Source organism: Streptomyces sp. NPDC091287 (assembly GCF_044768525.1).
In the GTDB taxonomy this organism is placed as follows: domain Bacteria; phylum Actinomycetota; class Actinomycetes; order Streptomycetales; family Streptomycetaceae; genus Streptomyces.
Map to the genome: position 1 here is coordinate 63,302 of NZ_JBIVUV010000005.1, position 21,938 is coordinate 85,239.

Below are 21,938 nucleotides of genomic sequence, written 5' to 3' on the forward strand. Positions count from 1 at the left end.
AATACCGGCGCACCGTAAGGGTGTTCGGGCCTCGGAGGGTCCATCGCGCCTGCCCGGCGGTTACGCCTGGCCGCACGCGGGTCCGTCACGCCGGGCTTCCGCGTTGACCTCGTACGCCGTGCGCGCCGAAGATCGCTGGTGTGAACCCCCCTTCCGACACGCCCCCGCCCCCGCCCCCGTCTCCCTGGGCCCCGCCGCCGTCCTCCGCCGAACCGCCCCGCCCGACCGACCCTGCCTTGCAGGGCTGGGACCGGCCCCCGGAGTGGAGCCGTCCGCCGACCGGGCCGGTGCGTGCGCCCTCGGGCTCCCGCTACGACGAGCAGGGGCGCAACGGGCAGGGCGGAAGGTTCGGCTGGCTGGGCGAACTGCTGCTGGCCCTCCTGCTGGTCGTGCTGGGCACGGTGGCGGTCGGTGTGGTCGGCGCGATCATCGCGGACGTGCTGGACGCGGGGCCCGCCTCGGCGGACAGCGAACTCTTCTTCGAGGACCCGGTCGCCGAACTGGCGGTCTCGCTCGTCGGTATCGCGGTCGGCATACCCATCGTCCTGTGGGTGGCCCGCGGTCTCGGCCGGCGGCCGGCCGGGACCGTGTCCTCCGTCGTCGGGCGGCTGCGCTGGGGCTGGCTGGGCCGCTGCGCCGCCGTGGGCTTCCCGCTCATGGCTGTCCAGATCGGGCTGCTGATTGCCTGGACCTGGGACTCGGAACCGCTCGCGGAGTCCGGTGCGGGCTTCCCGGGCTGGCCCTACTTTCTGCTGAGCCTGGCCGTGGTGCTGGCGCTCGTCCCGTTCCAGGCCGCTGCCGAGGAGTACGTCTTCCGGGGTTGGCTGGTCCAGGTGATCGGCCGGGTCGTGCGTTCACCCTGGCCCGCGATCGTCCTGGCGTCCCTCCTGTTCGCCCTGGCCCACGGGTTCGGCGAACTCTCCGGCTTCCTCCTGCTGCTCTACTCGGCGCTGTGGTGGGGCTGGCTGGTGATCCGTACCGGCGGTCTCGAAGCGGTGATCGTCCTGCACGTCGCCAACAACGTGCTGGCCTTCGGCCTGGCGGCGGGCTTCGGGGAGCTCGACGACAGCAGTACCGCCGCCGACGCCCCCTGGCAGGCCCTGGTCCTCGAACTCGTCTTCGCCCCGCTGTACTGCCTGACCATGGCGAAGATCGCCGAACGCCGGGGCATCGAGCGGATCAGCCCCTGACGCCCGGCCCCTCCGACCCCGGCCCCCTGGACCTGTACTGGGGGGAGCTGGACCTGTACCGGGCGGAGCGCGGGACCAGGTGAACGGGCCGGCCGGTCCGCACGCTCGCCGGCTCCCCGTCCGTGAGCGGGGCGGAGGTCCGGGCGGGTCCGGCTGTGGGGTGCGACGGGTCCGTCCGTCAGAACCGTACGGTCACCTGCGTCTGGACGTGGGCCCGCAGCACCCCCGCCATGTCCGTCGCGCAGTCGCTGATCAGCCACTGGATCTGGAGGCCGTCCATCAGCGCGATGAGCTGCTGCGCGGCGGCCGACGGGTCGACGTCCTCCCGGAGTTCGCCCGCCTCCCGGGCCTGGCGGTAGGCCAGTTCGGTGTTGGCGAGCGAGGTGCGGTAGCGGGCCTCGAAGTACGCGTGTGCCGGATGGTCGGGGGAGGTGGCCTCCGCCGCGACCACCGAGAACAGCTCGACGATCCCGCGCCGCTTCGCGTTCAGCTCCGCGAGGTCGGTCAGCCGGCGCAGATGGTCGACGCCCCGGGTCACGCCCAGCGCCAGCCACGCGTCGTCCACGTCGTCGCGATGCTGGAGCACGGCGAGGAGCAGGGCCTCCTTCGTCGGGAAGTGGTGGAGGAGTCCCGGGTGGGAGATGCCGCAGCGGGTGGCGATCACCCGGAGCGACGCGCCCCGGTAGCCGGCCTCGCCGAACAGGGCCATCGCCTGGTCGAGGATCTCGGTCCGCTTGGCCCGGCCCTTGGCGTAGCCGCGCGGCGTCCCGGAGGTCACGCGAGATCACCCGCCAGGCCCGCCGGACCGGTGGAACCCGCCGAACCCGCGAGGCCCGCTGGACCGGCGGAACCCGCCAGGCCCGCTGGACCGGTGGAACCCGCCGAACCCGCCGAACCTGTGGAACTCGCTGAACCCGTACTCGCCGTCATCGGAATCGGACACCTCTCTCGCACCGCCGCTCCGGTTCAGATTCTCACAGGACCGAAACCCGGTTCCCCCAATACTTACCAAGCGGTCGGGATTGAGCGTACGGTACTGCGGAGTGCTTTCGTGAAAGGAACTCCTGTGGGCCTCAAGCCGCCGTACCTCGACCCCGCGCTGCCCGTCGCGGAGCGGGTCGCCGACCTCCTGGGGCGCATGACGCTGCCCGAGAAGGTCGGCCAGATGCTCCAGCTCAACGCCAAGGAGGGGGTGCGGCACCTCGTCGAGGACCTCCACGCGGGCTCGATCCTGCACGCCTCGCCGGAGCGGGTGAGCGAGGCCGCCGTGCTCACCGGGAAGACCCGGCTGCGCATCCCGCTGCTCGTCGCCGAGGACTGCATCCACGGGCACTCCTTCTGGGAGGGGGCCACGATCTACCCGACGCAGCTCGGGATGGCCGCCACCTGGGACCCGGAGCTGGTGGAGCGGATCGCCCGGGCCACAGCGGTCGAGGTCGCGGCGACCGGGGTGCACTGGACGTTCTCGCCGGTGCTCTGCATCACCCGGGACCTGCGGTGGGGCCGGGTGAGCGAGACGTTCGGCGAGGACCCGTACCTGATCGGCGAGCTGGCCTCCGCGATGGTGCGCGGCTACCAGGGCGACGGCCTCGACGACCCGACCGCGATCCTGGCCTGCGCCAAACACTTCGCCGGGTACTCGGAGACCCAGGGCGGCCGGGACGCCAGCGAGGCGGACATCTCGCGGCGCAAGCTGCGCTCCTGGTTCCTGCCGCCGTTCGAGCGGGTCGCCAAGGAGGGCTGCCGCACGTTCATGCTCGGCTACCAGTCGATGGACGGCGTGCCGATCACCGTGAACAACTGGCTGCTCAACGAGGTACTGCGCGGCGAGTGGGGCTACACCGGGACCCTGGTCACCGACTGGGACAACGTCGGCCGCATGGTATGGGAGCAGAAGGTCTACGCCGACTACGCGCAGGCGTCGGCGGCGGCGGTCCGCGCGGGCAACGACATGGTGATGACCACGTCGAACTTCTTCGCGGGAGCCCAGGAGGCGGTGGCACAGGGCGCGTTGACGGAGGCAGAGATCGACGCCGCCGTACGCCGGATCCTGACGCTCAAGTTCGAGCTGGGCCTCTTCGAGGACCCGCGCCACCCCGACGCCGCCCGGCAGGCCGAGGTCATCGGCAGCGGGGCGCACGCCGTGCTGAACCTGGAGGCGGCCCGCCGCTCGCTGGTGCTGCTGACCAATGACGGAACGCTGCCGTTCGCGGGCGGCCTGGCGGCGGACGAGGCGGGCCGGGGCCGGCCGCTCGCCTCCGGCGGCCCCCGTACGGTGGCGGTCGTCGGCCCCAACGCGGACGACGCGCAGACCCAGTTGGGCGACTGGGCCGGCTCATCGGGCCAGGCCGACTGGCTGCCGGAGGGCCAGCCGCGCGCCATGATCCGTACCGTCCTCGACGGCTTCCGCGACCATGTGCCCGCCGACTGGACGGTCGCGTACGCGCCCGGGGCCCGGATCCTCGACGTGGGACCCGACCCGGAGGGCGCGTTCTTCCCGGACGGCCAGCCCCGCCCGGAGGTGGTCGTCCCGGCGGCCCCCGACGCCCGGCTGATCGCGGAGGCGGTCGCCGCCGCCGAGGCCGCCGACCATGTGGTGGCCGTCGTGGGCGACCGGATCGAGCTGATCGGCGAGGGCAAGTCCACCGCCACGCTCGAACTCGTCGGCGATCAGGTGGCGTTGCTCGATGCCCTGGCGGCGACGGGCAAGCCGCTGGTGGTCGTGGTCGTCAGCTCCAAGCCGCTGGTGCTGCCGCCGTCCGCGCTCGGCGCGGCGGCGATCGTGTACGCGGCCAACCCGGGGATGCTCGGCGGCCGGGCGGTCGCGGAACTGCTGCTCGGCCTGATCGAGCCGACCGGCCGGCTGCCGCTGTCCTTCGCCCGGCACGCGGGCCAGCAGCCGACGTACTACAACCAGGTGCGCGGCCAGCACGGCTCGCGTTACGCGGACCTCACCCAGCGCCCGGCGTTCGCGTTCGGTGAGGGGCTGAGCTACACGACGGTCGACTACACGGACCTGGAGGTGCTGACGTCGGTGGTCGACGAGTCGGAGACCGTACGGGCCCGGGTCACGGTGACCAACACGGGGACGCGGCCCGCGCTGGAGACGGTCCAGGTGTACGTGAGTGACACGGTGACCTCGGTGACCTGGGCGGAGAAGGAGCTGAAGGCCTACCGTCAGGTGGCGCTGGCCCCCGGGGAGTCGCAGGAGATCCTCTTCGAACTCCCGGCGGCCGACTGCACCCTCGTGGACGCGGAGGGCCTCCGCGTCGTGGAGCCGGGCCGCTTCGAACTGCTGGTGGGCCCGTCGTCCCGCGACGAGGCGCTGCTGCGGGGGGAGTTCACGGTCAAGGGCTGAGCCGGGCGCCGTGGCCGGCGGAGCTGCTTCCGGCTCCGCCGGCCCTGGTCCTACCCCGTCACGAGCCCGGCGGGCGGTACTCGGGTACGTGTTCGGGGCGCATCCGGGGCGCGTAAAGAAGAAGCGTTTCCGCGTGCGGGTATTCCCCCATATGGGTGTGGCGTGGCCGTCCGGACGGCGGTGGGGCGAGCACAATGGGGCGGCGGTTCGTGCAGAGGCGCGCAGGCCCCTCTCCCGCACCTTGCGCTCAAGGAGGACCGGTGGCGGAGAGCTGGACGGTTCAGCGGACCGGGCCCGGGGATGCCGCGCGCACGCAGGCGCGCGAACAACTTCTGGAAGCAGCAAGGGAGTTGTACGGCATCAACGGATACCGGGCCACCGCCGAGCACGATGTGTGCGCGGCGGCCGGTGTACCGGTCGAGGTGCTGCGTCAGGAGTACGGCTCCCGGGAGGGACTGCTCATCGCCCTCCACAACCGGGTCACGACGACCGGGCTGCGGGCGGCGGAGAACGCGCTCCTGGCCGATGGCATCGAGAATCGCTCGATCGCGGAGCGGGTCCAACTGCTCTTCGACGCGTATGTGGAGGCCGTCACCAGCGACCCGCGCGAGGCCCGGGTGACGTTCGTCGAGGTGTTGGGTGTGAGCGCCGTGGTGGACGAGCACTGCAAGCTCTGGCGGGCCCTGTGGACGGAGTTCCTGACCGGGGAGGCCGAACGGGCGGTGGAGCGCGGCGAGGCGGAGGACCGGGACCACCGGGTCGACGTGATGGTGATGGTCGGCACGGTCCATGAGCTGATGGCCCACCACACCCGCCGCAGCCGCCGGGCCCGCCCCGGGGAGGTCTCGGGGGAACTGACCCAGCTGGCACTGTCGATGCTGGGATCGCGGTCGGCGGGTGAGCCGGCGGGGTGAGCCGGGGGCCCTCGGCCGACCGGAACGTCAGCGGCGCATCGGCGGGTGCTGATCAGGCAGACAAGGGCAGCGCCGGAACAGGCCGGCCCGCGTACGGGCCGCCCAGCTCCCATGCCTGGTGCATCGCGTCGGCGAAGGCGGCGGCGAGTTTGTGCTCGCCCGTCGGACCGGGGTGGGTGCCGTCGTAGGTGTCCGTGCGGATGTCGTACGCCGTGGGGCGCGAGGCCAGCAGGAGCGGTGAGGACGGTTCGTCGAGGTCGGCCACGGCCTTGGCGAGGAGATCGTTGAAGCGGGCGCAGGAGTCGGCGAAGGGGGCGTCCGTCACGGCCCGGATGTTCGGTATCACCGGGAGCAGCACCATGCGCAGGTGCGGGTTGGCCGTGCGGGCCGCCGTGATGAACGCGCGGGCGTTGGCCGCCGTCTGCTCGGGGTCCGTGTAGAACCCGAGGTCTATCAGGCCGAGCGAGACCAGCAGGACGTCCGCCTCCGCCGCGCGCACCGCGTCCGCGATCACCGGGGCCATGTGCAGCCAGCCCTCGCCCCAGCCGGACAGGTGCCGGCGGGCGGCGGGCGGGAAGGACGGGTCGGCGTACGCGTGGGAGACGGGGGCGTCCGCCTCGATGTCGTACAGCGTCGTGCGCGGGCCGACGATCTCGTACCGGAGGCCGGGGAACGTCTCGAAGTGCTGCCACATCCGGTAGCGCCAGGTGAAGTCGCCGGTGGCGCCGATGGTCATGGAATCGCCGACCGGGAGAAAACGCATGGCGTCATCATGGCCGATCACGGCTCCGGCCTGCGACGTGACGATGGACACTTGGGCCATGCGCTCGTATCCGACCGGCCCGGCGGGCCGCGCCGCCGCCACCCTCGCCGCCGCTCTCGCCGTCGCCCTTCCGCTGTTCGCCGGGGCCGGTCCGGCCGTGGCCGACGACGGACGGCCCGACCGTGACTTCACGATCGAGGACCCCCGTATCACCGAGTCCAGCGGCCTCGCCGCCAGCCGCGCGCACCCCGGCGTCTACTGGACGCACAACGACAGCGACGACGGCCCCTACGTCTACGCCGTCGACTCCCGCACCGGGAAGACCCTCGCGACCATCACGATGCGGGGCGTGGGGGAGCCGAGGGACGTCGAGGGCATCTCGATCGGGCCTGACGGCGACCTCTACGTCGGTGACATCGGCGACAACCTCGACGGCACCTGGGACCACGTCTGGATCTACCGCTTCCCCGAGCCGAAGACCCTGCGCGACGCCACCGTCACGGCCGTCCAGTACGACGTGACGTACGCCGACGGGGCCCGCAACGCCGAGGCGCTGATGGTCCACCCGAAGACCGGCCGCGTCTACATCGCCTCCAAGAACGAGGACGGCGGCGGCCTCTACGAAGGCCCCGCGAAGCTCACCGCCGGCTCTCCGAACGTGTTCCGGCGGGTCGGCGAGGTGCCGTGGGTCACGGACGGGGCCTTCTCGCCCGACGGGACCCGGCTGGTGCTGCGCTCGTACTTCAGCGCCCGCGAGTACGCCTTCGAGAACGGCCGCCTCGGTGAGGACCGGTCGGTCGCCGCCCCGTTCCAGCGGCAGGCCGAGTCGGTGACGTACACGGCGGACGGATCGGCCCTGATGTTCGGCTCGGAGGGCGCCCGCAGCGAGGTCGTCCGCGTGGAGACGGAGGGCGGGCCGGGGAACGGTTCGGGTTCCGGGTCCGGTTCCGGTTCCGGTTCCGGCGAAGGTTCCGGGGCCCCCTCGAAGGATGGCGACCGAGGGAGCGCCGGCGACGCGGGTGACGGCGGCAGCGGCAACGCTGCCCTCGGGGCCGTCATCCTCGTCGGGGCCGTGGCCGTCTGGTTCGCGTTGAAGCGGCGGCGCGGGTAGCCGGACGGAGAGCAGGGGCCGGGCACGGGGAGGGGCAGGGGGCATTCCGCCGCCTTCGCCCCGCCGCCACCGCCGTCGTCGTAATCGGCGCGCTCACGCTCGCTCGGGCTCAGGTGTCGTCGTCCGTCACCGGCCACACCTCGTAGTGCAGGGTCCGGTCCCGCTTCAGCCGGTGCGTGAACGGGACGAGCACGCCCTGCACGACCGGGTACTTCCGCGACAGCATCCGCGCCGCGTGCGTGTTCTCCTTCGTGCCCGGGCGCAGCAGCCGTGCGTGCGCCCTGATCTGCGGTCCGGTGGGTCTGCCGCGGACCGTGCAGGGGGCGATCGCCACCTGCGGGTGGTTACGCATCCGCTCGACCTTCCAGGCGGAGGAGAACGTGCGGATGAACGCGTGATCGCCCTCGACGGCGATGTTGACCGGTGTGCCGACGGGCGTCCCGTCCTGCCGGTGGGTGCTCAGCAGGACGGCGTACTGCTTGACGAAAGGAGCGAGCTCCCGGCTGGCGTCCATATATCCATTGGGGCACGGGCCGGGGGCGCTGTCACTTCCGGGCTGCCGTCCGCTCCGTGGTCCGCTCCGTGGTCGGGTCCGTGGTCGGGTCCGGAGTGGGGTCCGTGGTCGGGTCCGGAGTGGGGTCCGTGGTCCGGTCCGGAGTCGGGTCCGTGGTCCGGCCCGGAGTGGGGTCCGTGGTCCGGCCCGGAGTGGGGTCCGTGGTCCGGTCCGGAGTCCGCTCCCGAGTCCGTTCCGCGACCAGGGCCTCGAAGCCGGCGATCAGCCGTCGCAGCCCGAACTCGAAGTGGTCGAACTCGGCGCTGAAGGTGTCCTCCGACATGCCCGCCATCATCGGGTACGCGCCGCTGAGCATGGCCCGCTCCAGGTAGGGGCGCTGGTTGTCCCAGAACTCCTCGTCGCTCAGCCCGGTCTGCCGCAGCGCCTCCGCCGCGTCGGCCTGGGTGCGGGCGAGGCCCTCCACGAAGCTGTTGACCGTGATGATCACGCCGATCAGCTCGGGGTCGCGCAGCCCCATGGACCGCAGCGCGGTGAGGGAGAGTTCCAGGCCGCGCAGGGCGCTGGGGCCGAGCACCGTACGGGCCTGGTTGATCTTCAGCAGCCAGGGGTGGCGGCGCAGGTTGGCCAAATAGGTACGGGCCATCGCGTCGATGGACGCCCGCCAGTCGGCGGTGGGCGCTTCGACAGGATGCTCCGTGTCGGTGGGCAGGGGCTCGCCCAGCACCCGGTCGAGCATCAGGTCCAGCAGTTCGGCCTTGCCGGGGACGTACCGGTAGAGCGACATGGTGCCCGTGCCGAGCTCGGTGGAGAGCCGGCGCATGGAGACGGCGGCCAGCCCTTCCGCGTCCGCGACGGCGATGGCGGCGGTGACGATCCTGTCCAGCGAGAGCCCCGGTTTGGGGCCGCGGCTGGGGCGGTCCCCGGTGCCCCACAGGAGCTCCAGGCTGCGTGCGATGTCGCCGCTCCCGGTGGCCGTGCCGTCCGTCGCCGCTGTCGATCCGTCTTTCGCCATGGGGCCAGCGTAGTGCTCCGGAACGGAGTTGGGTACGCCGTACCCGTATCGGAGTACGCTGTACCCAATCAGGGGTACGGTGTACTCAGTTAGCTTCCGGGTGGTTCGAGAAACAGGGGGTTGTGCCATGCTCATGCCTAAATCCGGGTCGGGGTCCGCGTCCGGGTACGCGGTGCTCGCCGAAGGTGTCGTGAAGCGGTACCGGGGGCGGGGGAAGGGCGGGACGGAGAAACGGGCGCTCGACGGGTTCGACCTCGCCGTGCGCCCCGGCACCGTCCACGGCCTGCTCGGCCCGAACGGGGCGGGCAAGACCACCGCCGTGCGGGTCCTCGCCACGCTCCTGCGGTACGACGCGGGCCGGGCGGAGGTCGCCGGGCTGGACGTGGCGCGCCAACCCCGCCGCGTACGGAGCCGGATCGGGCTCACCGGCCAGTACGCGGCCGTCGACGAAGGCCTCACCGGGCGGCAGAACCTGGAGATGTTCGGGCGGCTCTTCCACCTCGGCAACCGCCGGGCCCGGCAGCGCGCCGGGGAACTGCTGGACCGGTTCGACCTGACCGAGGCCGCCGACAAGAGCGCCAAGGAGTACAGCGGCGGCATGCGGCGACGCCTCGACCTGGCCTCCTCGATGATCCTCCAGCCCGACGTGCTCTTCCTGGACGAGCCGACGACCGGGCTCGACCCGCGCGGCCGGGGCGAGGTCTGGGACGCGGTCCGGGCGCTGGTGGCGGGCGGTACGACCGTGCTGCTGACCACGCAGTACCTGGACGAGGCGGACCGGCTCGCCTCCCACATCACCGTCATCGACCGGGGGCGGGCCATCGCCGACGACACCCCGGACGCGCTGAAGAACAGGGTCGGCGGCGACCGGATCGAGGTGGTGGCCGCCGACGCGGGGGGCCTCGACGCGGTGGCCAGGACCGTCGACCGGGTGGCCGGGGGCGGGCTCGTCGTCACCGACGCCACCGCCCGCCGGGTGCACGCCCAGGTCGCCGACCGGGTGGCCGCACTCACCGAGGTGGCCCGGAGCCTCCAGGACGAAGGGATCGCGGTGGAGGACATCGGACTGCGCCGGCCGAGCCTGGACGACGTGTTCCTGCGCCTGACAGGCCATGGCACGGCACCCGAAGCCGAGGACCGCGACCCCGAGGACCGCGACGCCGGGCATCAGGAACTCCCGGTAGTCCCCGCCCCCGGGCGTCGCGACACCGAGAACCACGACACCGCGGAGGTGGCGGCGGCATGACCACACTCGAAAGAAACCCCGCTGCGGCGACGGGCCCGGTCCGCGACCGCGCCTCTGTCTTCTGGGCGGTCTCCGACTGCTGGAACATCACCCGCCGCACCCTCACCCACTACCAGCGCCACCCCTCCGCCGTCATCTGGCAGCTCGGCTTCCCGATCCTCTCCGTCCTGCTGTACGGATATGTCTTCGGCAGCGCGATGAAGGTGCCCGGGGGCGGGGACTACCGGGAGTTCCTGATGCCCGGCATGTTCGCCATGACCATGGCCATGGGCTTCATGAACACCGCCGTGGCCGTCGTCACCGACGCCGCCAAGGGGGTCGTCGACCGCTTCCGGTCCATGCCGATGGCTCCCTCCGCCTTCGCCTCCGGACGCGGGGCTGCCGACCTGGTGGTGGCCGCGGCCGAGCTGACCATCCTGGCCGTCACCGCGCTGCTGATGGGCTGGCGCGCGGACGGCGGGGTGATGGCGGGCCTCGGGGCGTTCGGGCTGCTCCTGCTGCTGCGGTTCAGCCTGATCTGGGTGGGCGTCTGGCTCGGCATGCTGGTGCCCACCCCGGAGGCGGCGGGCGGGCTGTACGCGGTGGCCTTCCCCGTCACGATGATCTCCAGCACCTTCGTGGCCCCGTCCCTGATGCCGGGCTGGCTGGGCACGATCGCCGCCTGGAACCCGATCTCCTCGACGGCGACGGCCGCCCGCGAGCTGTTCGGTAATCCGGTGGCGGGCGGCGGCACCTGGGTGGAGGAGCACGCCCTGCTGATGGCCCTGGTGTGGCCGCTCGTGATCACGCTGGTGTGCCTGCCGCTGGCGGTCCGCCGCTTCCAGCGCCTGAGCCGGTGAGCGGGTGAGCGGGTAAGCGCGGAGACACCGCTCGTGCGCTCGCTCCAGCGGGCGCACGGAGGTGTTCTGCGACAGGCGCAGCGCCGCTGCTGGAGAGGAGCTGGCGCGTTGCACCGAAGAGGGCCGCGGCCCGGCAGCGCAGACCTACGATGGGTGTCTCCGTTCCCGCCGGGAGGCTGCTGTGTCGCCACACCGTCCCGACTACGCGCCGAAGACTCCGCCGCCCCCCAACAGGCCCGTCGAGGCCCCCCGGCCAGAGCAGCAGGACGCTCCACCGCCCGCCCCGGTCACGATCAGCGGTCGCAGCGTGCGGAACTGGGCGGTCACCCCGAGCGGGGGCGCCGCCGCCCGCGTGGGCAGGGAGGTCGCCACGGCTCTTGACCAGTGGGGTTACCGGCCCAAGGACGACCAGCCACAGCAGGTCGTCGAGCTGCTGCTCCGTTCGGCGGCGCAGGACGGCGGCCGGCGCGTCTCGCTGCACCTGGCCGACGACGAGGACCGGAACCAGGTGATGCTTCTGGCGCTCAGCCACCGACAGGACATGCCGACGGACGACGACGACCAGGTCCTCCGGGACGCCGAGCACATGCGTGCCCTCGCCGCGCTGGGCCCCCGCGACGTCGGTGTGGAGACGACACCGGACGGGCGCCGCTGGTGGGCAGGGCTCGATCTCCCGCACCCCGGACGCATCCACGAGCTGGACGAGCGGCGGCCGCGCATGTTCGCCCGCGGCCCCGGAAAGCTGGAAGGCCCCCCGATTCCCACGTAGCTCGTGGCCGCGTACGGCGCCCTGCACCGCTGCGCTGTACACGGGGACCTCGCTGAACGGGTCGTGGCGCTGGTCCTCGCGGCCCTGGGCGTCGAGGAAGCTTCAACGTCGCCCTTGAGGCCCTTGAGGGTGCCGATCGGCTCAAGATCGGACGTCGCTCGACTCTTCCCCGTACGCGATTCTCAGGAGAGGCTGCACCGGCCGTGAGCTGCGGAAACCATAGTGCCGGGGGCGGGTGGTCGGCGTAGGGTCGGGCACCGTGCCGACGACCATCACGCCCCTGCCCTTCACCACCGCCCGCCTCGACGCGCTCCCCCTCGAACCGGCGTACGCCGAGGAGATGGCGGTCGTCCTCGCGGACCCGGCGCTGTACGTGTTCACCGGCGGCGGCCCGCCGGACCCGGCCGCGCTGCGGTCCCGCTACGAGCGGCAGAGCGCCGGTTCGCCGGACCCGGGGGAGCTCTGGTGGAACTGGGTGCTCCGAATCCGCACGGACGGAAGCCTCGCCGGATACGTGCAGGCGACCGTACGGGGCCCCCGGGCGGAGATCGCCTGGGTCGTCGGGACGCCGTGGCAGGGCCGGGGTTACGCGAGCGAGGCCGCGAAGGGCCTGGCTGCGCACCTGGTCGCGGCCGGGGGCGTCCGGGAGCTCGTCGCCCACGTCCACCCCGACCACGCCGCGTCCGAGGCGGTGGCCGCGGCGACGGGCCTCCGGCCGACGGGGGAGTGGGAGGACGGCGAGCGGCGATGGGCGGGCAACCCACCCGTGCCGGAGGCCCGTTAGGGCCTGCTGGGCCGGATGACCTCGTCCGGGTCCCGCAGCCACACCTGCTGCCCCCGGCCGGTCACGGTCAGCCCGAACTGCCCGGCGTCGGGTCGCCCCACCGACTCGTACTCCCACCAGACCTGCTCGATCTCCTCCCACAGGAACCCGGGCCCGTACTGCCAGACTTCTCCCCGGAGGCGGCCATCGCTCCCGATCCGTTCTCCCGGGACACCCAGACCCGGGCACCTTCAGCAGTGCTCTGGTGGATGAGCCGTACGCCGGGCAACCGCGCCCCCGCGTACAGGGCGAACCCCGAGGTCGAGGAGCCGGGCGGGCTCCAGGCCCGCCGCACGGGCCCGCCCCTTGCCCCGCACGTCGTGGAGGTCGGGCAGACGATGGGCTCGCATCGGCATGTATGTGGCCCTGCCGCAGAACGGGCCGGTTGCGGTGCCGTCGCCCTGGACACGGAGCTGGACCAGCGCGCCGGACCAGAACTCCCGGGCCAGCGGGGCCACGACAACTCCACCGGGGCAGACCTGTCGGAGCAGCGCGTACGGGACGTACCGCAGGGCGCAGGTAGCGATCAGCCGATCCACCAACCCCAGATCGGGCCAGGGCTGTTCACCGTCCCCGACCCGCAGATGGGGCCGGTACCCGGCCCGCGCCAGGGCGTCGGCCGCCTGCCGGGCCACGACCGGGTCCAGCTCGACGCTGTGGACCAGGTCGTCACCGAGCCGTTCGCAGAGCAACGCGGACACGTACTCCGTGTCGGGTAGGACTGCCGCTCTTCTGCGGCGGCCCTACCTCAAAACCGTGCGTGCTGCTTCCACGGCACACGGTTCAAGCGAGTCCTACTTGCCTGAGGAAGCTTCCTGCCCAAGTAACGCGATTTGCTACGGTCCCACCATGACGTCGTCGGTGCCTTCTGCGCGTGCTGTTGATCTTAGGGTCGAGCCGGTCGATGACGTGCTCGATCGCGTGGAACGGTCTCTGAAGGTCCGCGTCGGCCGGGACACAGTCATCCGAAAACGGCGGTCTGTCGGGGGACGCACAGACCGGAACACGTGGGTGCGGGTGGAGCGGCGGTCGTTTCAGCGAATCGCAGCCCAGGGCGGCAACGGGCCGGAGACCGCAGCCGTTCTACGGGGAGTGGCCATGCCCCGATGGCATACAGGGCTGACCTGGCGGGACGCGCAGGAACCAGTCATGTGGAGGGCCGACGAGACGGAGTTCGTCGCTGGGACACCCGTCGGACAAGCGGCCTTGGTGATCGAGGCCCCTCGGCTGACGGACACGTGGTGGGCCGGGCTGAACGCGTCGCTGGACGCTCTTGCTGCACAGCCCACTCCACGCATCGCGACGCCGGACACCGAGTCGATCACGCAGAGCCTCGTGGACGCGACCATCCGGCAGGTCTTCCCTGAGATCGCCAACCTCGCCGTTGATGAATGGGCCCCCGCACACGCTGACCTGACCTGGGCCAATGTCATGGGCCCCAAGTTCTGCATCATCGACTGGGAGGACTGGGGGACGGCACCGAGAGGACTGGACGCGGCGACCCTGTGGGGAAACGCGCTGGCGGTGCCGGCGCTTGCGGACCGTGTGTGGAACGAGCGGCGACCGGACCTGGAAAGCCGGTCCGGCCGACTGATGTCTCTGTTCGTCTGCGCGAAGATCGTCGGCCCGTACGCGCACGAAACCGACCCACGACTACAGTCGGCGCGCAAGGAAGCCGTTCGGATCATTGAGCAACTTCAGTCCTCCTGAGCGTCTTTCATCAGGAGGCGGCGATACTCGGCGACAGTTGCGGAGTCCACTTCGTGAGCCAGAGACCCGACCAGCTCGCTCAGATGATCTGCGCTATTGGAACTCACTGCCACCTTGGCTGCTTCGGGTAGGTGGAAGGCGACGCGGAAGGCCGCCTGAGCCTTGTTGACCCGCTCTGGTGCGCGTAGAAACAGTCGCGGATCGAATCTCGCCCACACCGGGTCGGCTGTGCTGCCGGCGAACGGGCTCATGCCCCACACGGCTGAAGGGTCGAAACGCAAGGCGAGATCCTGGCCCGCGTGGAGGACTTCGGCACCGACCAGGAGACCCGCCCGGAGCATGATGACATCGGGGCGGGGGAACTGCGGATTCCCCAGTTCGATCAGTGACCGTGGGTCCCATGACGAGATCCCCCAGGACCCGCAGAGTCCACGCGCGGTGGCGTCCACAAGCACGGAGCAGGCATTGCCCAGGAGGTTCGGCGCCAATCTTTCGGAGGCCGCGGCGAGGCTGTGTTCTGGGTTGTGGAGAAAGACCAGGTCCGGCTCCCTGCGCAGGTCGCGGACGGCGCCCTCCAAAGCGGCGCGCAGACGATCGGGGTCGAGCGAGTGCACCGAAGTCCCGTTGGCGGAGAAGTAGCCGATCTTCGTGGATACCGAGAAGTTCGGCAGCAGGTCTCCGGCTACCTCGGCGAGGACCTTGTGCGACTGGAACCCGAGGTAGTTGGCGCTGGTGTCGATTGCAGTGATGCCGAGGTCTGCCGCCTTGGTCAGGAGAGAGCGTTCATGACGAGACCGGTGTAGCCCAAGGACAACTCGGGGGTGAGCGGTGCGCATATCTCCTCTTTCACCAGGATCGCTGCTACTTCTGCCGCTTCAGCACCCGTTTCAGATGCCGCTTGGTCCATGTGGATGGGCCTGCCACTTAGCAGGAGACGCAGCGATGGGAGCGCCTTGGTGGTGAGAGTGAGCTTCTTTCCCGAGGACAGGACATCGACTGTCTCTCCGTTCTCCTGGATTCGGGGCGGAAACTGGGTGGTGCACACCACGAAGTCCAGCGGGCCGAAGATCTCGAGAAACGGCACGTGCCGTGCCGGTGCCGTCTCCTGCTCGTACGCTGCCAAGAAGTCGCCGGGGGATCGCTCGCCCACGAGTCGGGCCGCAGAATCGGCGAGGGCACCGTGGCCGACCGTGCCGGAGCGGTCGAGGTCGTGCCGGAAGATCTCCTGCTCGCGAGACCAGTCGGCCAACCATGCGAGCCAGCTGGCTCCCGAGCGCTTAGTGATGCCGAACGTCACATGCAGGCTCTTACCCGAGCCACTGCCGGTGCGGGTGGCCTGGTGCCAGTGCCCACGCGGGATGTGCATGACGTCGCCAGCCCTCATCGTGCCGGACCAGACGATGTCCTCGCTCGGCGTGGTGTTGGGGTCCGCGTCCCGGTACATCGGGGCTGTACGCGAGGTACCACGCACCTCCCAGTCCTTCTCCCCGGCGAGCTGGACGATCAGGACATCATGGTCGTCCCAGTGCAGCGGGAATCCGGCGGCGTCGTTCGTCGTGAGGTACGCGTTCACCTGTACCCGCTCGCGAGACCACCACTGGAAGGCCCGGCAAGCCACCTCCATCGTCGGGTCGAAGACGTTGGCCTGGTCCAGGATGAGCGTCGCGCCATCCTGGAGGAGAGACCCCAGGCTGCGCATGTTGACCATGGAGATGCTCTGGCCTCGAGGGCTGACGCTATCGGTGTAGTAGATGGCCGGGTGGACCTCCTCGCCCTGGCGGAAGCACCGGAGCTGGGGGCGGTTCAAGCTCCTGCGCATGGCGATGTCGAGGAGGCGGTTCGGGGTCATGATGCGGGAGACGAGGGCCGGGTCGTCCACGTGGCCCCGTACGAAGCTGGTACCGAGTTCCTCGGCTCCGTTCCACCCGAGAGCCTTCTCCAAGGCTTGGACCAGTCGGTGTTCCATCGCTGCCTCCTGATGTTATGGGCTTCGTGGTGCAGACGATCGGCGAGGGCTGGCACAGCAGGCCGTGCCAGCCCCCGCCTTCTTGCGGTGTTACTCGATGTCGTTCAAATTCCCGTCGCCGCCCGGCCACGGTGAGTCGCCGGAACTCCCCTGGTTGTCGGACCGGAGGCTGTCGTACCGATCGTGGACAGCGGTCAGTTCCTCGACCGCTACCAGAAGGCCGCTCTTGGCCGGAGGCGTCAGAGCGCTCTCTGCCATCTCGTGCTCCTTCCTTCTTCGAGCTCTTCTCCGTCCGGGCCCGGGCGGAGGTCTCCTCGGCTCCCTGTGGAACGGGGCCCGAGGCATTCCGCCCATGCCGGACAACGCCGACCGCGCGGAAACTCTGATGTCAGACGGAAGCGACATCCTGCTTGCGCAGCCCGTCCAAGATGCGCGCGAGGAGGGCAACGTCCGGCTCCCGGGAATCGACTGCGGCCTTCCCCTTCACGTACCACCGGCCAAGAGCCATTCGCCAGGCGAGCTCCGCATGCAGGACTTCCGCCCGAATCTCGCCCATGGCTAGCTCCGTCTCCACGCGTAGGCGGGCCAAATCGGCGGGAGTGATACGCAGGGGCTCGGGAATCACGAACAGGTCCGGGTTCTTTGACGGGCGCATCGGCCCGAAGGCGACTTCGACGCACTCCTCGGGTCGAGGATCGTCAGCCAGTTCCTCCAACGACAGGAGCCGTACCCCGATCCTGTGGGCGTTTGCCGGCCGCATCACTTCTCGGCCTCGTCAGCCTTGATACTCAGTTCCGCCCAGACGACCTTGCACGAATGGTGGAGTCTGCACCCCCAGCGGTCGCTCAAGGCGTCGACCAGCAACAGGCCACGGCCACTTCTGGCATCACCGGCTGGAGAAGCCATTGCCGGTACCGACCTGGACGTGTCGGCTACCGCGATTCGGACTGTGCCGTCCCCGATACGGGTGATGGCGACGCGAGCCAGGCGGCATCGCGTGTGGGTGACTACATTGGCGACCAGCTCGGAGACGATCAGCGTGCCCGCGTCCGTACAGGCGCTGAAGCCCCACGTCCGCAACGCCGTTGACACCAGAAGGCGGGCTCGGCGGGCGGACTCGGGTCGGCACGGCAGGATCTCGCTGTACCCATGCGCACCTGTCACGCTCGATCGGGCGGCGGTCATCGTCGGCATGAACCTGTCTCCTCGGGAGGTGGGGCGCCCGGCCCCGACGGGGGTAACAGGGCCGGGATCTCTCCAAGCCGCTGAGCAGGAGGAACCAGTAACCTGCGTGGCGACCGATGCTCAGTCAACGGTCTCGGCGGGGCAGGAAGAGACTCCAGGAGGTGACCCCAAGATGGAGTCACCGAGTAATCGCTGCGCGTAGCATCGAGCCAACGTCGTCTAGGGGGGCGGGCGATGGACCGTCAGGCAACGGATCCGCGCACGGTTGTAGCAGGCATGCTCGACGACGCGCGCCTGCTCGCAGCCTGCGCAGACCGGGACATGGGCACGCTGTTCCGGCTGCTCAACCACCGTGGGGTCAGCACTCGACGGCTCGCCACAGCGGCCGAGATTACTCAGGGGCGGCTCTACGACTACATGAACGGCAAGAGCCGGGTCGAGAAGCTCGTTCTGTTCGAGCAGATCGCAGATGCCCTCCATATTCCCGGTCACCTTCTGGGCCTTGCTCGCAGGGAGTGGGAGCCAGCGGCTGCTGGGACGCAGACACCACACATCCATGTTCCGCCTGCTGACGGGGACTTGGACGCGATGAACGCGTTTCGCGCGGCCGACCGGCAAACAGGAGGAGGGCGGCTCTACCAGGCTGTATTACAGCACCTCGGCGCTCAAGTCGCGCCGCGACTGGTCGCCGCGAACGGAGGCCCTCACGTCTTCGCCGCTGCGGCGGCCCTAACAGAGATGGCCGGGTGGATGGCTCACGACTCCGGCCAGGACGACTTGGCCAAACGGCATTTCACCAGCGCGCTTCCGCTGGCACGCGCTTCGGGTGATGTTCCGTTGTCCGCCCATGTCGCCGCGAGCAACAGCCATCTCGCTCTCCAGATCGGCAACACAGCGCAGGCCGTGCACTGGGCTCAGACTGGCCTCGAACTCGTGGGACGAGGACCGCGCTTGCCCGCCCTTGCCGCTCGTCTGCACACCATGCATGCGCGCGCCCTCGCCGCAGCCTTCCAGCACAACGCGGCGCACCGCGCCTTGGAGCGCGCCCGCAGCGCGCTCATCGCACAGGCAGACGACGAGCACCCCTGGCTGAGCCCGTTCGACGAAGCAGCCCTGGCCAGTGAGTCGGCGCTCATCCTGCGGGACCTCAAGCAACACGAACAGGCTCTCTTACACGCGGAGAGTGCCGTGCGGCTTCGCGAGGAGCGTCGGGCACGGTCCCTGGCCCTGAGCCGCATTACGCTGGTCGGCATTCACATACACCGCCGGAATCTCGATGCGGCGATCCATGTCGGCAACGACCTCCTCAGCACGAGCCCCACGTTGGGCTCCGTGCGCGTAGTACGCCAGCTCGACGCCCTGCGCAGGCTCCTGGAGCCTGACCGGGCACACACACCCGTCCGTCAGTACCTGGAGGAATTCGACGACGCACGACGCGCAAGAATGCTGTTGCTGGCCGACATCATCCCGCCTGAGGGAGGCATCCAGAAGTGAGTCCCACACCCGGCCACCCTGACGCCTGGAACGCGTACCTCGCCGAGGGCAACGCCAAGCAGGCCCGCAAACGTGTCGCAGCAGACGTACTCCTGCGAGATGCGCTCGGACGCGTGCTGCTGGTGAACCCGACCTACAAGCCGGGCTGGGACCTTCCGGGAGGCATGGCCGAGGCGAACGAGCCGCCCGAGGAAGCCGCCCGGCGCGAACTGCGAGAGGAACTGGACCGCGACATCGACCTGCTCGGACTCCTGGTCGTGGACTGGGTCGCCCCGCACGGTCCGTGGGACGACCAGATCGCCTTCATTTTCAATGGCGGCACTCTCGACGATGACAAGGCACTACGACCTCACGATCACGAACTCTCCGAGGCCCGCTTCATTCCGCTGGAGGAGGCGCGCCGTCTGGTCAGCGAGCGGATGTGGCGGCGACTGGATGCAGCGGTAAAGGCTCTGGAGGACGGTCGCCCGAAGTACCTCCGGGACGGCGCCACCAGCTGGTGAGCCGAGTTGGACGAGGCGCTCCCTCCGGAACACGACGGCCCGGCCCCCGCCGTCGTGGCCCCTGAGCTGCGAGCCGGTGCGAGATACGGTCAGCGCACTAAGCCCGCGACTCGGGCCCCGGGACCCAGGACCCGAGCTTCGGGAGAGCCGATTCACTCTTCTGGGGGTACGTGAATGAGGCCCGGGCCCGAAGCTCGGGTGCCGGGATTCGGGGTTCGGGATGCGGGACCCGGGGTTCGAGCGCCTTCTTTAACCGGTGGGTAGAAGAAGGGGTTGGGGAAAACCTCCCCTACCTCCCCACCCCTAGCGCGACCAGCAAATATGACTAATCGTGACAGCTTGCGGCACAGCGTCACGACTGTTTACGGTGCGAGAACCGAACGACCCCGACCGGTGTAGCAAGCACCAGGCCGGGGTCTCACCGCAAGATCGCACCCTTTAGAAAGACGATCCCTTGGCTACCCAGCACCCTAGCTCCGCCCTGCCCGCCCCCGCACTCTCCGCCGCGTACCCGATGGCCAAGCCCGGCTACGGCAAACGCTCCGCGCCGGACCAACAGGCCCGTACGCAGCACGATTTCGCTCTCCTGCCGACCCGTGAGCGTTACGTCGCCGGGTTCATCGACCACCTCCCCGAGGGTGCCGCGATGAGCGTGAAGCAGCTCGCGAAACAGCTCCCGCTCTACGGCCAACAGGCCGTGTCCACTTCCCTGACCGGCCTGTCCGTCGCCGGGCACCTGCGGCGCGTCCGGTGCCCGGTCGGCGTGGGCGACGAGACCCGCTGGGTCTTCCGCATCTTCTGGTCCCGCACGGCGCGCGACAACGAGTGGTGGAACGCGTACCTCGCCACCGAGCAGGCCGCCCTGGCCGCAGCCCCGGTACCGGAGGCGCCGGTCCCCGGCATGGCACCGCCCCCGGCGTGGGCCCCGGGCGAGGAGCCTCCGCCGCCCGCGCCGGAGAGCCCCGGTACCGCACAGGCTCCCGAACCCACCGCCGTACCGCAGCAACGCACACCGGCCCAGGCGTCGTCGGACGCCGAACCCGCGCCGTCCGCTCCGGACTCCCGGCCCGCGAAGCCGCACGCCGCCGGAACCAGCCCCGCCTACCTCGCCCTGGCCCGTCTCGGTCGTGACGATCACCGGCTCGCCCTCTCCGCCGACGACTGCGCCGCGCTGGAAGGGCAGGCGGCGGAATGGCTCGCGCGGGGCGTGAGCGTCGGCTACCTGACCAGCGCTCTGACGGCAGGGCTCCCCGCCCACGTCGACAGCCCTCTCGGCTTCGTCCGCCGCCGCCTCACCGACAAGATTCCACCCCGTCTGACCAGCGAGAACACCCAACCCGCCGCCCCCGCCCCAACCCGCCGACTCCTCATGGAATGCACCGACTGCGGGCGCCCCGGACGGCCAGAAGCACTCCCCGACGGCCTCTGCCGCCCCTGCCGCGAAACCCACTCGTTGGGCGAAGCGATCTCGACCAGCGCCGCTGAGGTCGCCGACGTCAAGGCACACATGAGCAACCTCCGCGACCTCCTCAGACCCGTCTGACCCCGCCGCGAAGTTAGGGCGAACTGTGACCAGCATGGTCCTTCTGGGGCGGCAAGTGGCCGGTCAGTGCACCAGCAGGTCGATCACGCCCGTCAGGTCCTCCTCGCCACTTCCCTCGGCCAGGCGGCGCCGCATCAGCTCGAAGTAGGGGCTGAGCAGTTCGGGGCTGACCCCCTGCTGCGCGGCGGTGTTCAGGAAGGTCGGCGTGCCGGCCACCTGCATGGCGAGGTTGGAGACGACGCCCTTGGTGTAGTCACCGCTCCGCAGCTGGTCGGCGGTCTGGTGAACTGACGGGGCCATCGCGACGAGCCAGTCGGCGAGCAGCGGGGCGAGCGCCGCGGGGTCGATGTCCTCCTTGCGGATCAGGGCGAAGGCGTGCGCGGCCCCGGCGAACATCCCGTACATGGCGCTGAGCAGGGCCACGTCGTGCAGGGCCGCGAAACCTGCGTCCTCGCCGACGTAGGTAGTGCCGACCGGGACGCCCAGGGTCTGCTGGTGTCGCTCGAACAGCTCCGGCGAGCCGCTGTAGAAGACGTAGCCGCCGGCCTCCGGGACTCCGACCATGGGAGGGACGGCCATGATCCCGCCGTCCAGGTAGCGGGCGCCACGCTCGCGGGCCCACTCGGCGCGGGCGCGGGCCTGGGCGGGGGTGCTGGTGGTCAGGTTGACCAGGTCCTTGCCGGCCAGGTCGGTGCCCGCCAGCGCCTCGGCGACCGAGGCGTCGTCCAACAGGCAGACGACGACAAGGGTGTTCGCTGCGACCGCCTCAGTGGCGGTGTCCGCGACCTCTGCCCCCTCGACGGCAAGCGCCTTGGCGCGGGCCGGGGAGCGGTTCCAGACGGTGAGCGGGTGGCCGGCGGCAAGCCAGGCTCGGGCCAGCGCGGTGCCCATCGCACCGAGGCCCAGCAGCGTGACGGGAGTCTTCTCAACAGCGTTCTGTGTCATGCGGAATATGCTGGTCACACGTCCCGTGGTGATCAAGTACGCACTACATAGTG

General features: G+C 70.5%; 22 protein-coding genes and 1 pseudogene. 12 read left to right on the forward strand and 11 right to left on the reverse strand.

Annotated elements, in window-relative coordinates:
- Nucleotides 1-287 precede the first annotated feature (287 nt).
- A complete protein-coding gene (locus tag ACIQRW_RS09130; RefSeq protein ID WP_403757405.1) occupies nt 288-1,190 on the forward strand; it encodes a lysostaphin resistance A-like protein in 903 nt (300 codons plus the stop codon).
- Between the two features lie 178 nt (nt 1,191-1,368).
- On the opposite strand, the gene ACIQRW_RS09135 is transcribed toward ACIQRW_RS09130, so the two are convergent.
- Nucleotides 1,369-1,968, reverse strand: coding sequence for a TetR/AcrR family transcriptional regulator (locus ACIQRW_RS09135; protein WP_018958676.1), 600 nt, complete (start codon nt 1,966-1,968; stop codon nt 1,369-1,371).
- 288 nt (nt 1,969-2,256) lie between these two features.
- On the opposite strand from ACIQRW_RS09135, the gene ACIQRW_RS09140 reads away from it, so the two are divergent.
- Together ACIQRW_RS09140 and ACIQRW_RS09145 are read left to right on the forward strand one after the other, a co-directional pair.
- Nucleotides 2,257-4,548, forward strand: a complete 2,292-nt coding sequence (locus ACIQRW_RS09140; RefSeq protein ID WP_403757408.1) for a glycoside hydrolase family 3 N-terminal domain-containing protein — start codon at nt 2,257-2,259, stop codon at nt 4,546-4,548.
- Nucleotides 4,549-4,808: 260 nt separating this feature from the next.
- Complete coding sequence (locus ACIQRW_RS09145; protein WP_403756588.1) at nt 4,809-5,462, forward strand: TetR/AcrR family transcriptional regulator; 654 nt, start codon at nt 4,809-4,811, stop codon at nt 5,460-5,462.
- Nucleotides 5,463-5,514: 52 nt separating this feature from the next.
- Here ACIQRW_RS09145 and ACIQRW_RS09150 read toward each other — a convergent pair whose 3' ends face one another.
- On the reverse strand, nt 5,515-6,225 hold the full coding sequence (locus ACIQRW_RS09150) for a GDSL-type esterase/lipase family protein (RefSeq protein ID WP_403756591.1): 711 nt from the start codon (nt 6,223-6,225) through the stop codon (nt 5,515-5,517).
- 58 nt (nt 6,226-6,283) lie between these two features.
- Between ACIQRW_RS09150 and ACIQRW_RS09155 the strand changes: the two genes are divergently transcribed.
- Entirely contained in the window at nt 6,284-7,336 is a 1,053-nt protein-coding gene (locus ACIQRW_RS09155; RefSeq protein WP_403757411.1) for a WD40 repeat domain-containing protein, read from the forward strand.
- A gap of 109 nt (nt 7,337-7,445) precedes the next feature.
- Here the strand turns inward: ACIQRW_RS09155 and ACIQRW_RS09160 are convergent, their stop codons facing one another.
- Complete coding sequence (locus ACIQRW_RS09160; RefSeq protein WP_403756594.1) at nt 7,446-7,850, reverse strand: PPOX class F420-dependent oxidoreductase; 405 nt, start codon at nt 7,848-7,850, stop codon at nt 7,446-7,448.
- Nucleotides 7,851-7,881: 31 nt separating this feature from the next.
- On the reverse strand, nt 7,882-8,862 hold the full coding sequence (locus ACIQRW_RS09165; protein WP_403756597.1) for a TetR/AcrR family transcriptional regulator: 981 nt from the start codon (nt 8,860-8,862) through the stop codon (nt 7,882-7,884).
- 127 nt (nt 8,863-8,989) lie between these two features.
- On the opposite strand from ACIQRW_RS09165, the gene ACIQRW_RS09170 reads away from it, so the two are divergent.
- The 4 genes from ACIQRW_RS09170 to ACIQRW_RS09185 all read left to right on the forward strand — a co-directional run bounded on the left by ACIQRW_RS09170 (nt 8,990) and on the right by ACIQRW_RS09185 (nt 12,500).
- Nucleotides 8,990-10,108 carry an ATP-binding cassette domain-containing protein gene (locus ACIQRW_RS09170; protein ID WP_403756600.1) on the forward strand — a complete coding sequence of 373 codons (1,119 nt, stop codon included), beginning with the start codon at nt 8,990-8,992 and terminating at the stop codon, nt 10,106-10,108.
- A complete protein-coding gene (locus ACIQRW_RS09175; protein WP_403756603.1) occupies nt 10,105-10,947 on the forward strand; it encodes an ABC transporter permease in 843 nt (280 codons plus the stop codon). The genes ACIQRW_RS09170 and ACIQRW_RS09175 overlap by 4 nt, the downstream gene beginning before the upstream one ends.
- 181 nt (nt 10,948-11,128) lie before the next feature.
- Nucleotides 11,129-11,716, forward strand: a complete 588-nt coding sequence (locus tag ACIQRW_RS09180; protein WP_403756606.1) for a hypothetical protein — start codon at nt 11,129-11,131, stop codon at nt 11,714-11,716.
- Between the two features lie 259 nt (nt 11,717-11,975).
- Nucleotides 11,976-12,500 (forward strand): GNAT family N-acetyltransferase, encoded by a 525-nt coding sequence (locus ACIQRW_RS09185; RefSeq protein WP_403756608.1) that lies wholly within the window; start codon nt 11,976-11,978, stop codon nt 12,498-12,500.
- Here ACIQRW_RS09185 and ACIQRW_RS09190 read toward each other — a convergent pair.
- Nucleotides 12,497-13,249, reverse strand: a pseudogene (locus tag ACIQRW_RS09190) (methyltransferase); the annotation flags it as partial. The gene ACIQRW_RS09185 and the pseudogene ACIQRW_RS09190 overlap by 4 nt on opposite strands.
- Before the next feature lie 139 nt (nt 13,250-13,388).
- On the opposite strand from ACIQRW_RS09190, the gene ACIQRW_RS09195 reads away from it, so the two are divergent.
- Complete coding sequence (locus ACIQRW_RS09195) at nt 13,389-14,249, forward strand: hypothetical protein (protein ID WP_403756611.1); 861 nt, start codon at nt 13,389-13,391, stop codon at nt 14,247-14,249.
- Here the strand turns inward: ACIQRW_RS09195 and ACIQRW_RS09200 are convergent.
- The 5 genes from ACIQRW_RS09200 to ACIQRW_RS09220 form a co-directional block, all read right to left on the reverse strand.
- Nucleotides 14,237-15,085 carry an aldo/keto reductase gene (locus tag ACIQRW_RS09200; RefSeq protein WP_403756614.1) on the reverse strand — a complete coding sequence of 283 codons (849 nt, stop codon included), beginning with the start codon at nt 15,083-15,085 and terminating at the stop codon, nt 14,237-14,239. The genes ACIQRW_RS09195 and ACIQRW_RS09200 overlap by 13 nt on opposite strands.
- A complete protein-coding gene (locus ACIQRW_RS09205; RefSeq protein ID WP_403756616.1) occupies nt 15,019-16,215 on the reverse strand; it encodes a JmjC domain-containing protein in 1,197 nt (398 codons plus the stop codon). Before ACIQRW_RS09205 ends, ACIQRW_RS09200 begins: the two co-directional genes overlap by 67 nt.
- Nucleotides 16,216-16,305: 90 nt before the next feature.
- A complete protein-coding gene (locus ACIQRW_RS09210) occupies nt 16,306-16,473 on the reverse strand; it encodes a hypothetical protein (protein ID WP_398596438.1) in 168 nt (55 codons plus the stop codon).
- 130 nt (nt 16,474-16,603) lie between these two features.
- Nucleotides 16,604-16,930, reverse strand: a complete 327-nt coding sequence (locus tag ACIQRW_RS09215; protein ID WP_403756619.1) for a hypothetical protein — start codon at nt 16,928-16,930, stop codon at nt 16,604-16,606.
- Between the two features lie 44 nt (nt 16,931-16,974).
- Nucleotides 16,975-17,409, reverse strand: a complete 435-nt coding sequence (locus tag ACIQRW_RS09220; protein WP_403756622.1) for an ATP-binding protein — start codon at nt 17,407-17,409, stop codon at nt 16,975-16,977.
- Between the two features lie 267 nt (nt 17,410-17,676).
- Between ACIQRW_RS09220 and ACIQRW_RS09225 the strand changes: the two genes are divergently transcribed.
- The 3 genes from ACIQRW_RS09225 to ACIQRW_RS09235 all read left to right on the forward strand — a co-directional run bounded on the left by ACIQRW_RS09225 (nt 17,677) and on the right by ACIQRW_RS09235 (nt 20,940).
- Entirely contained in the window at nt 17,677-18,894 is a 1,218-nt protein-coding gene (locus ACIQRW_RS09225; RefSeq protein ID WP_403756624.1) for an XRE family transcriptional regulator, read from the forward strand.
- On the forward strand, nt 18,891-19,397 hold the full coding sequence (locus tag ACIQRW_RS09230) for an NUDIX domain-containing protein (RefSeq protein WP_403756626.1): 507 nt from the start codon (nt 18,891-18,893) through the stop codon (nt 19,395-19,397). Before ACIQRW_RS09225 ends, ACIQRW_RS09230 begins: the two co-directional genes overlap by 4 nt.
- 514 nt (nt 19,398-19,911) lie before the next feature.
- On the forward strand, nt 19,912-20,940 hold the full coding sequence (locus tag ACIQRW_RS09235; RefSeq protein WP_403757414.1) for a MarR family transcriptional regulator: 1,029 nt from the start codon (nt 19,912-19,914) through the stop codon (nt 20,938-20,940).
- Between the two features lie 63 nt (nt 20,941-21,003).
- On the opposite strand, the gene ACIQRW_RS09240 is transcribed toward ACIQRW_RS09235, so the two are convergent.
- Entirely contained in the window at nt 21,004-21,885 is an 882-nt protein-coding gene (locus tag ACIQRW_RS09240; protein ID WP_403756629.1) for an NAD(P)-dependent oxidoreductase, read from the reverse strand.
- Nucleotides 21,886-21,938 lie beyond the last annotated feature (53 nt).

Excerpts from the sequence above, each read along its gene's own strand:
- ACIQRW_RS09150 (WP_403756591.1), bottom strand. The coding sequence starts at position 6,225 with ATGCGTTTTCTCCCGGTCGGCGATTCCATGACCATCGGCGCCACCGGC.
- ACIQRW_RS09155 (WP_403757411.1), top strand. The coding sequence starts at position 6,284 with ATGCGCTCGTATCCGACCGGCCCGGCGGGCCGCGCCGCCGCCACCCTC.
- ACIQRW_RS09160 (WP_403756594.1), bottom strand. The coding sequence starts at position 7,850 with ATGGACGCCAGCCGGGAGCTCGCTCCTTTCGTCAAGCAGTACGCCGTC.
- ACIQRW_RS09165 (WP_403756597.1), bottom strand. The coding sequence starts at position 8,862 with ATGGCGAAAGACGGATCGACAGCGGCGACGGACGGCACGGCCACCGGG.
- ACIQRW_RS09170 (WP_403756600.1), top strand. The coding sequence starts at position 8,990 with ATGCTCATGCCTAAATCCGGGTCGGGGTCCGCGTCCGGGTACGCGGTG.
- ACIQRW_RS09175 (WP_403756603.1), top strand. The coding sequence starts at position 10,105 with ATGACCACACTCGAAAGAAACCCCGCTGCGGCGACGGGCCCGGTCCGC.
- ACIQRW_RS09195 (WP_403756611.1), top strand. The coding sequence starts at position 13,389 with ATGACGTCGTCGGTGCCTTCTGCGCGTGCTGTTGATCTTAGGGTCGAG.
- ACIQRW_RS09200 (WP_403756614.1), bottom strand. The coding sequence starts at position 15,085 with ATGCGCACCGCTCACCCCCGAGTTGTCCTTGGGCTACACCGGTCTCGT.
- ACIQRW_RS09205 (WP_403756616.1), bottom strand. The coding sequence starts at position 16,215 with ATGGAACACCGACTGGTCCAAGCCTTGGAGAAGGCTCTCGGGTGGAAC.
- ACIQRW_RS09210 (WP_398596438.1), bottom strand. The coding sequence starts at position 16,473 with ATGGCAGAGAGCGCTCTGACGCCTCCGGCCAAGAGCGGCCTTCTGGTA.
- ACIQRW_RS09220 (WP_403756622.1), bottom strand. The coding sequence starts at position 17,409 with ATGCCGACGATGACCGCCGCCCGATCGAGCGTGACAGGTGCGCATGGG.
- ACIQRW_RS09225 (WP_403756624.1), top strand. The coding sequence starts at position 17,677 with ATGCTCGACGACGCGCGCCTGCTCGCAGCCTGCGCAGACCGGGACATG.
- ACIQRW_RS09235 (WP_403757414.1), top strand. The coding sequence starts at position 19,912 with ATGGCCAAGCCCGGCTACGGCAAACGCTCCGCGCCGGACCAACAGGCC.
- ACIQRW_RS09240 (WP_403756629.1), bottom strand. The coding sequence starts at position 21,885 with ATGACACAGAACGCTGTTGAGAAGACTCCCGTCACGCTGCTGGGCCTC.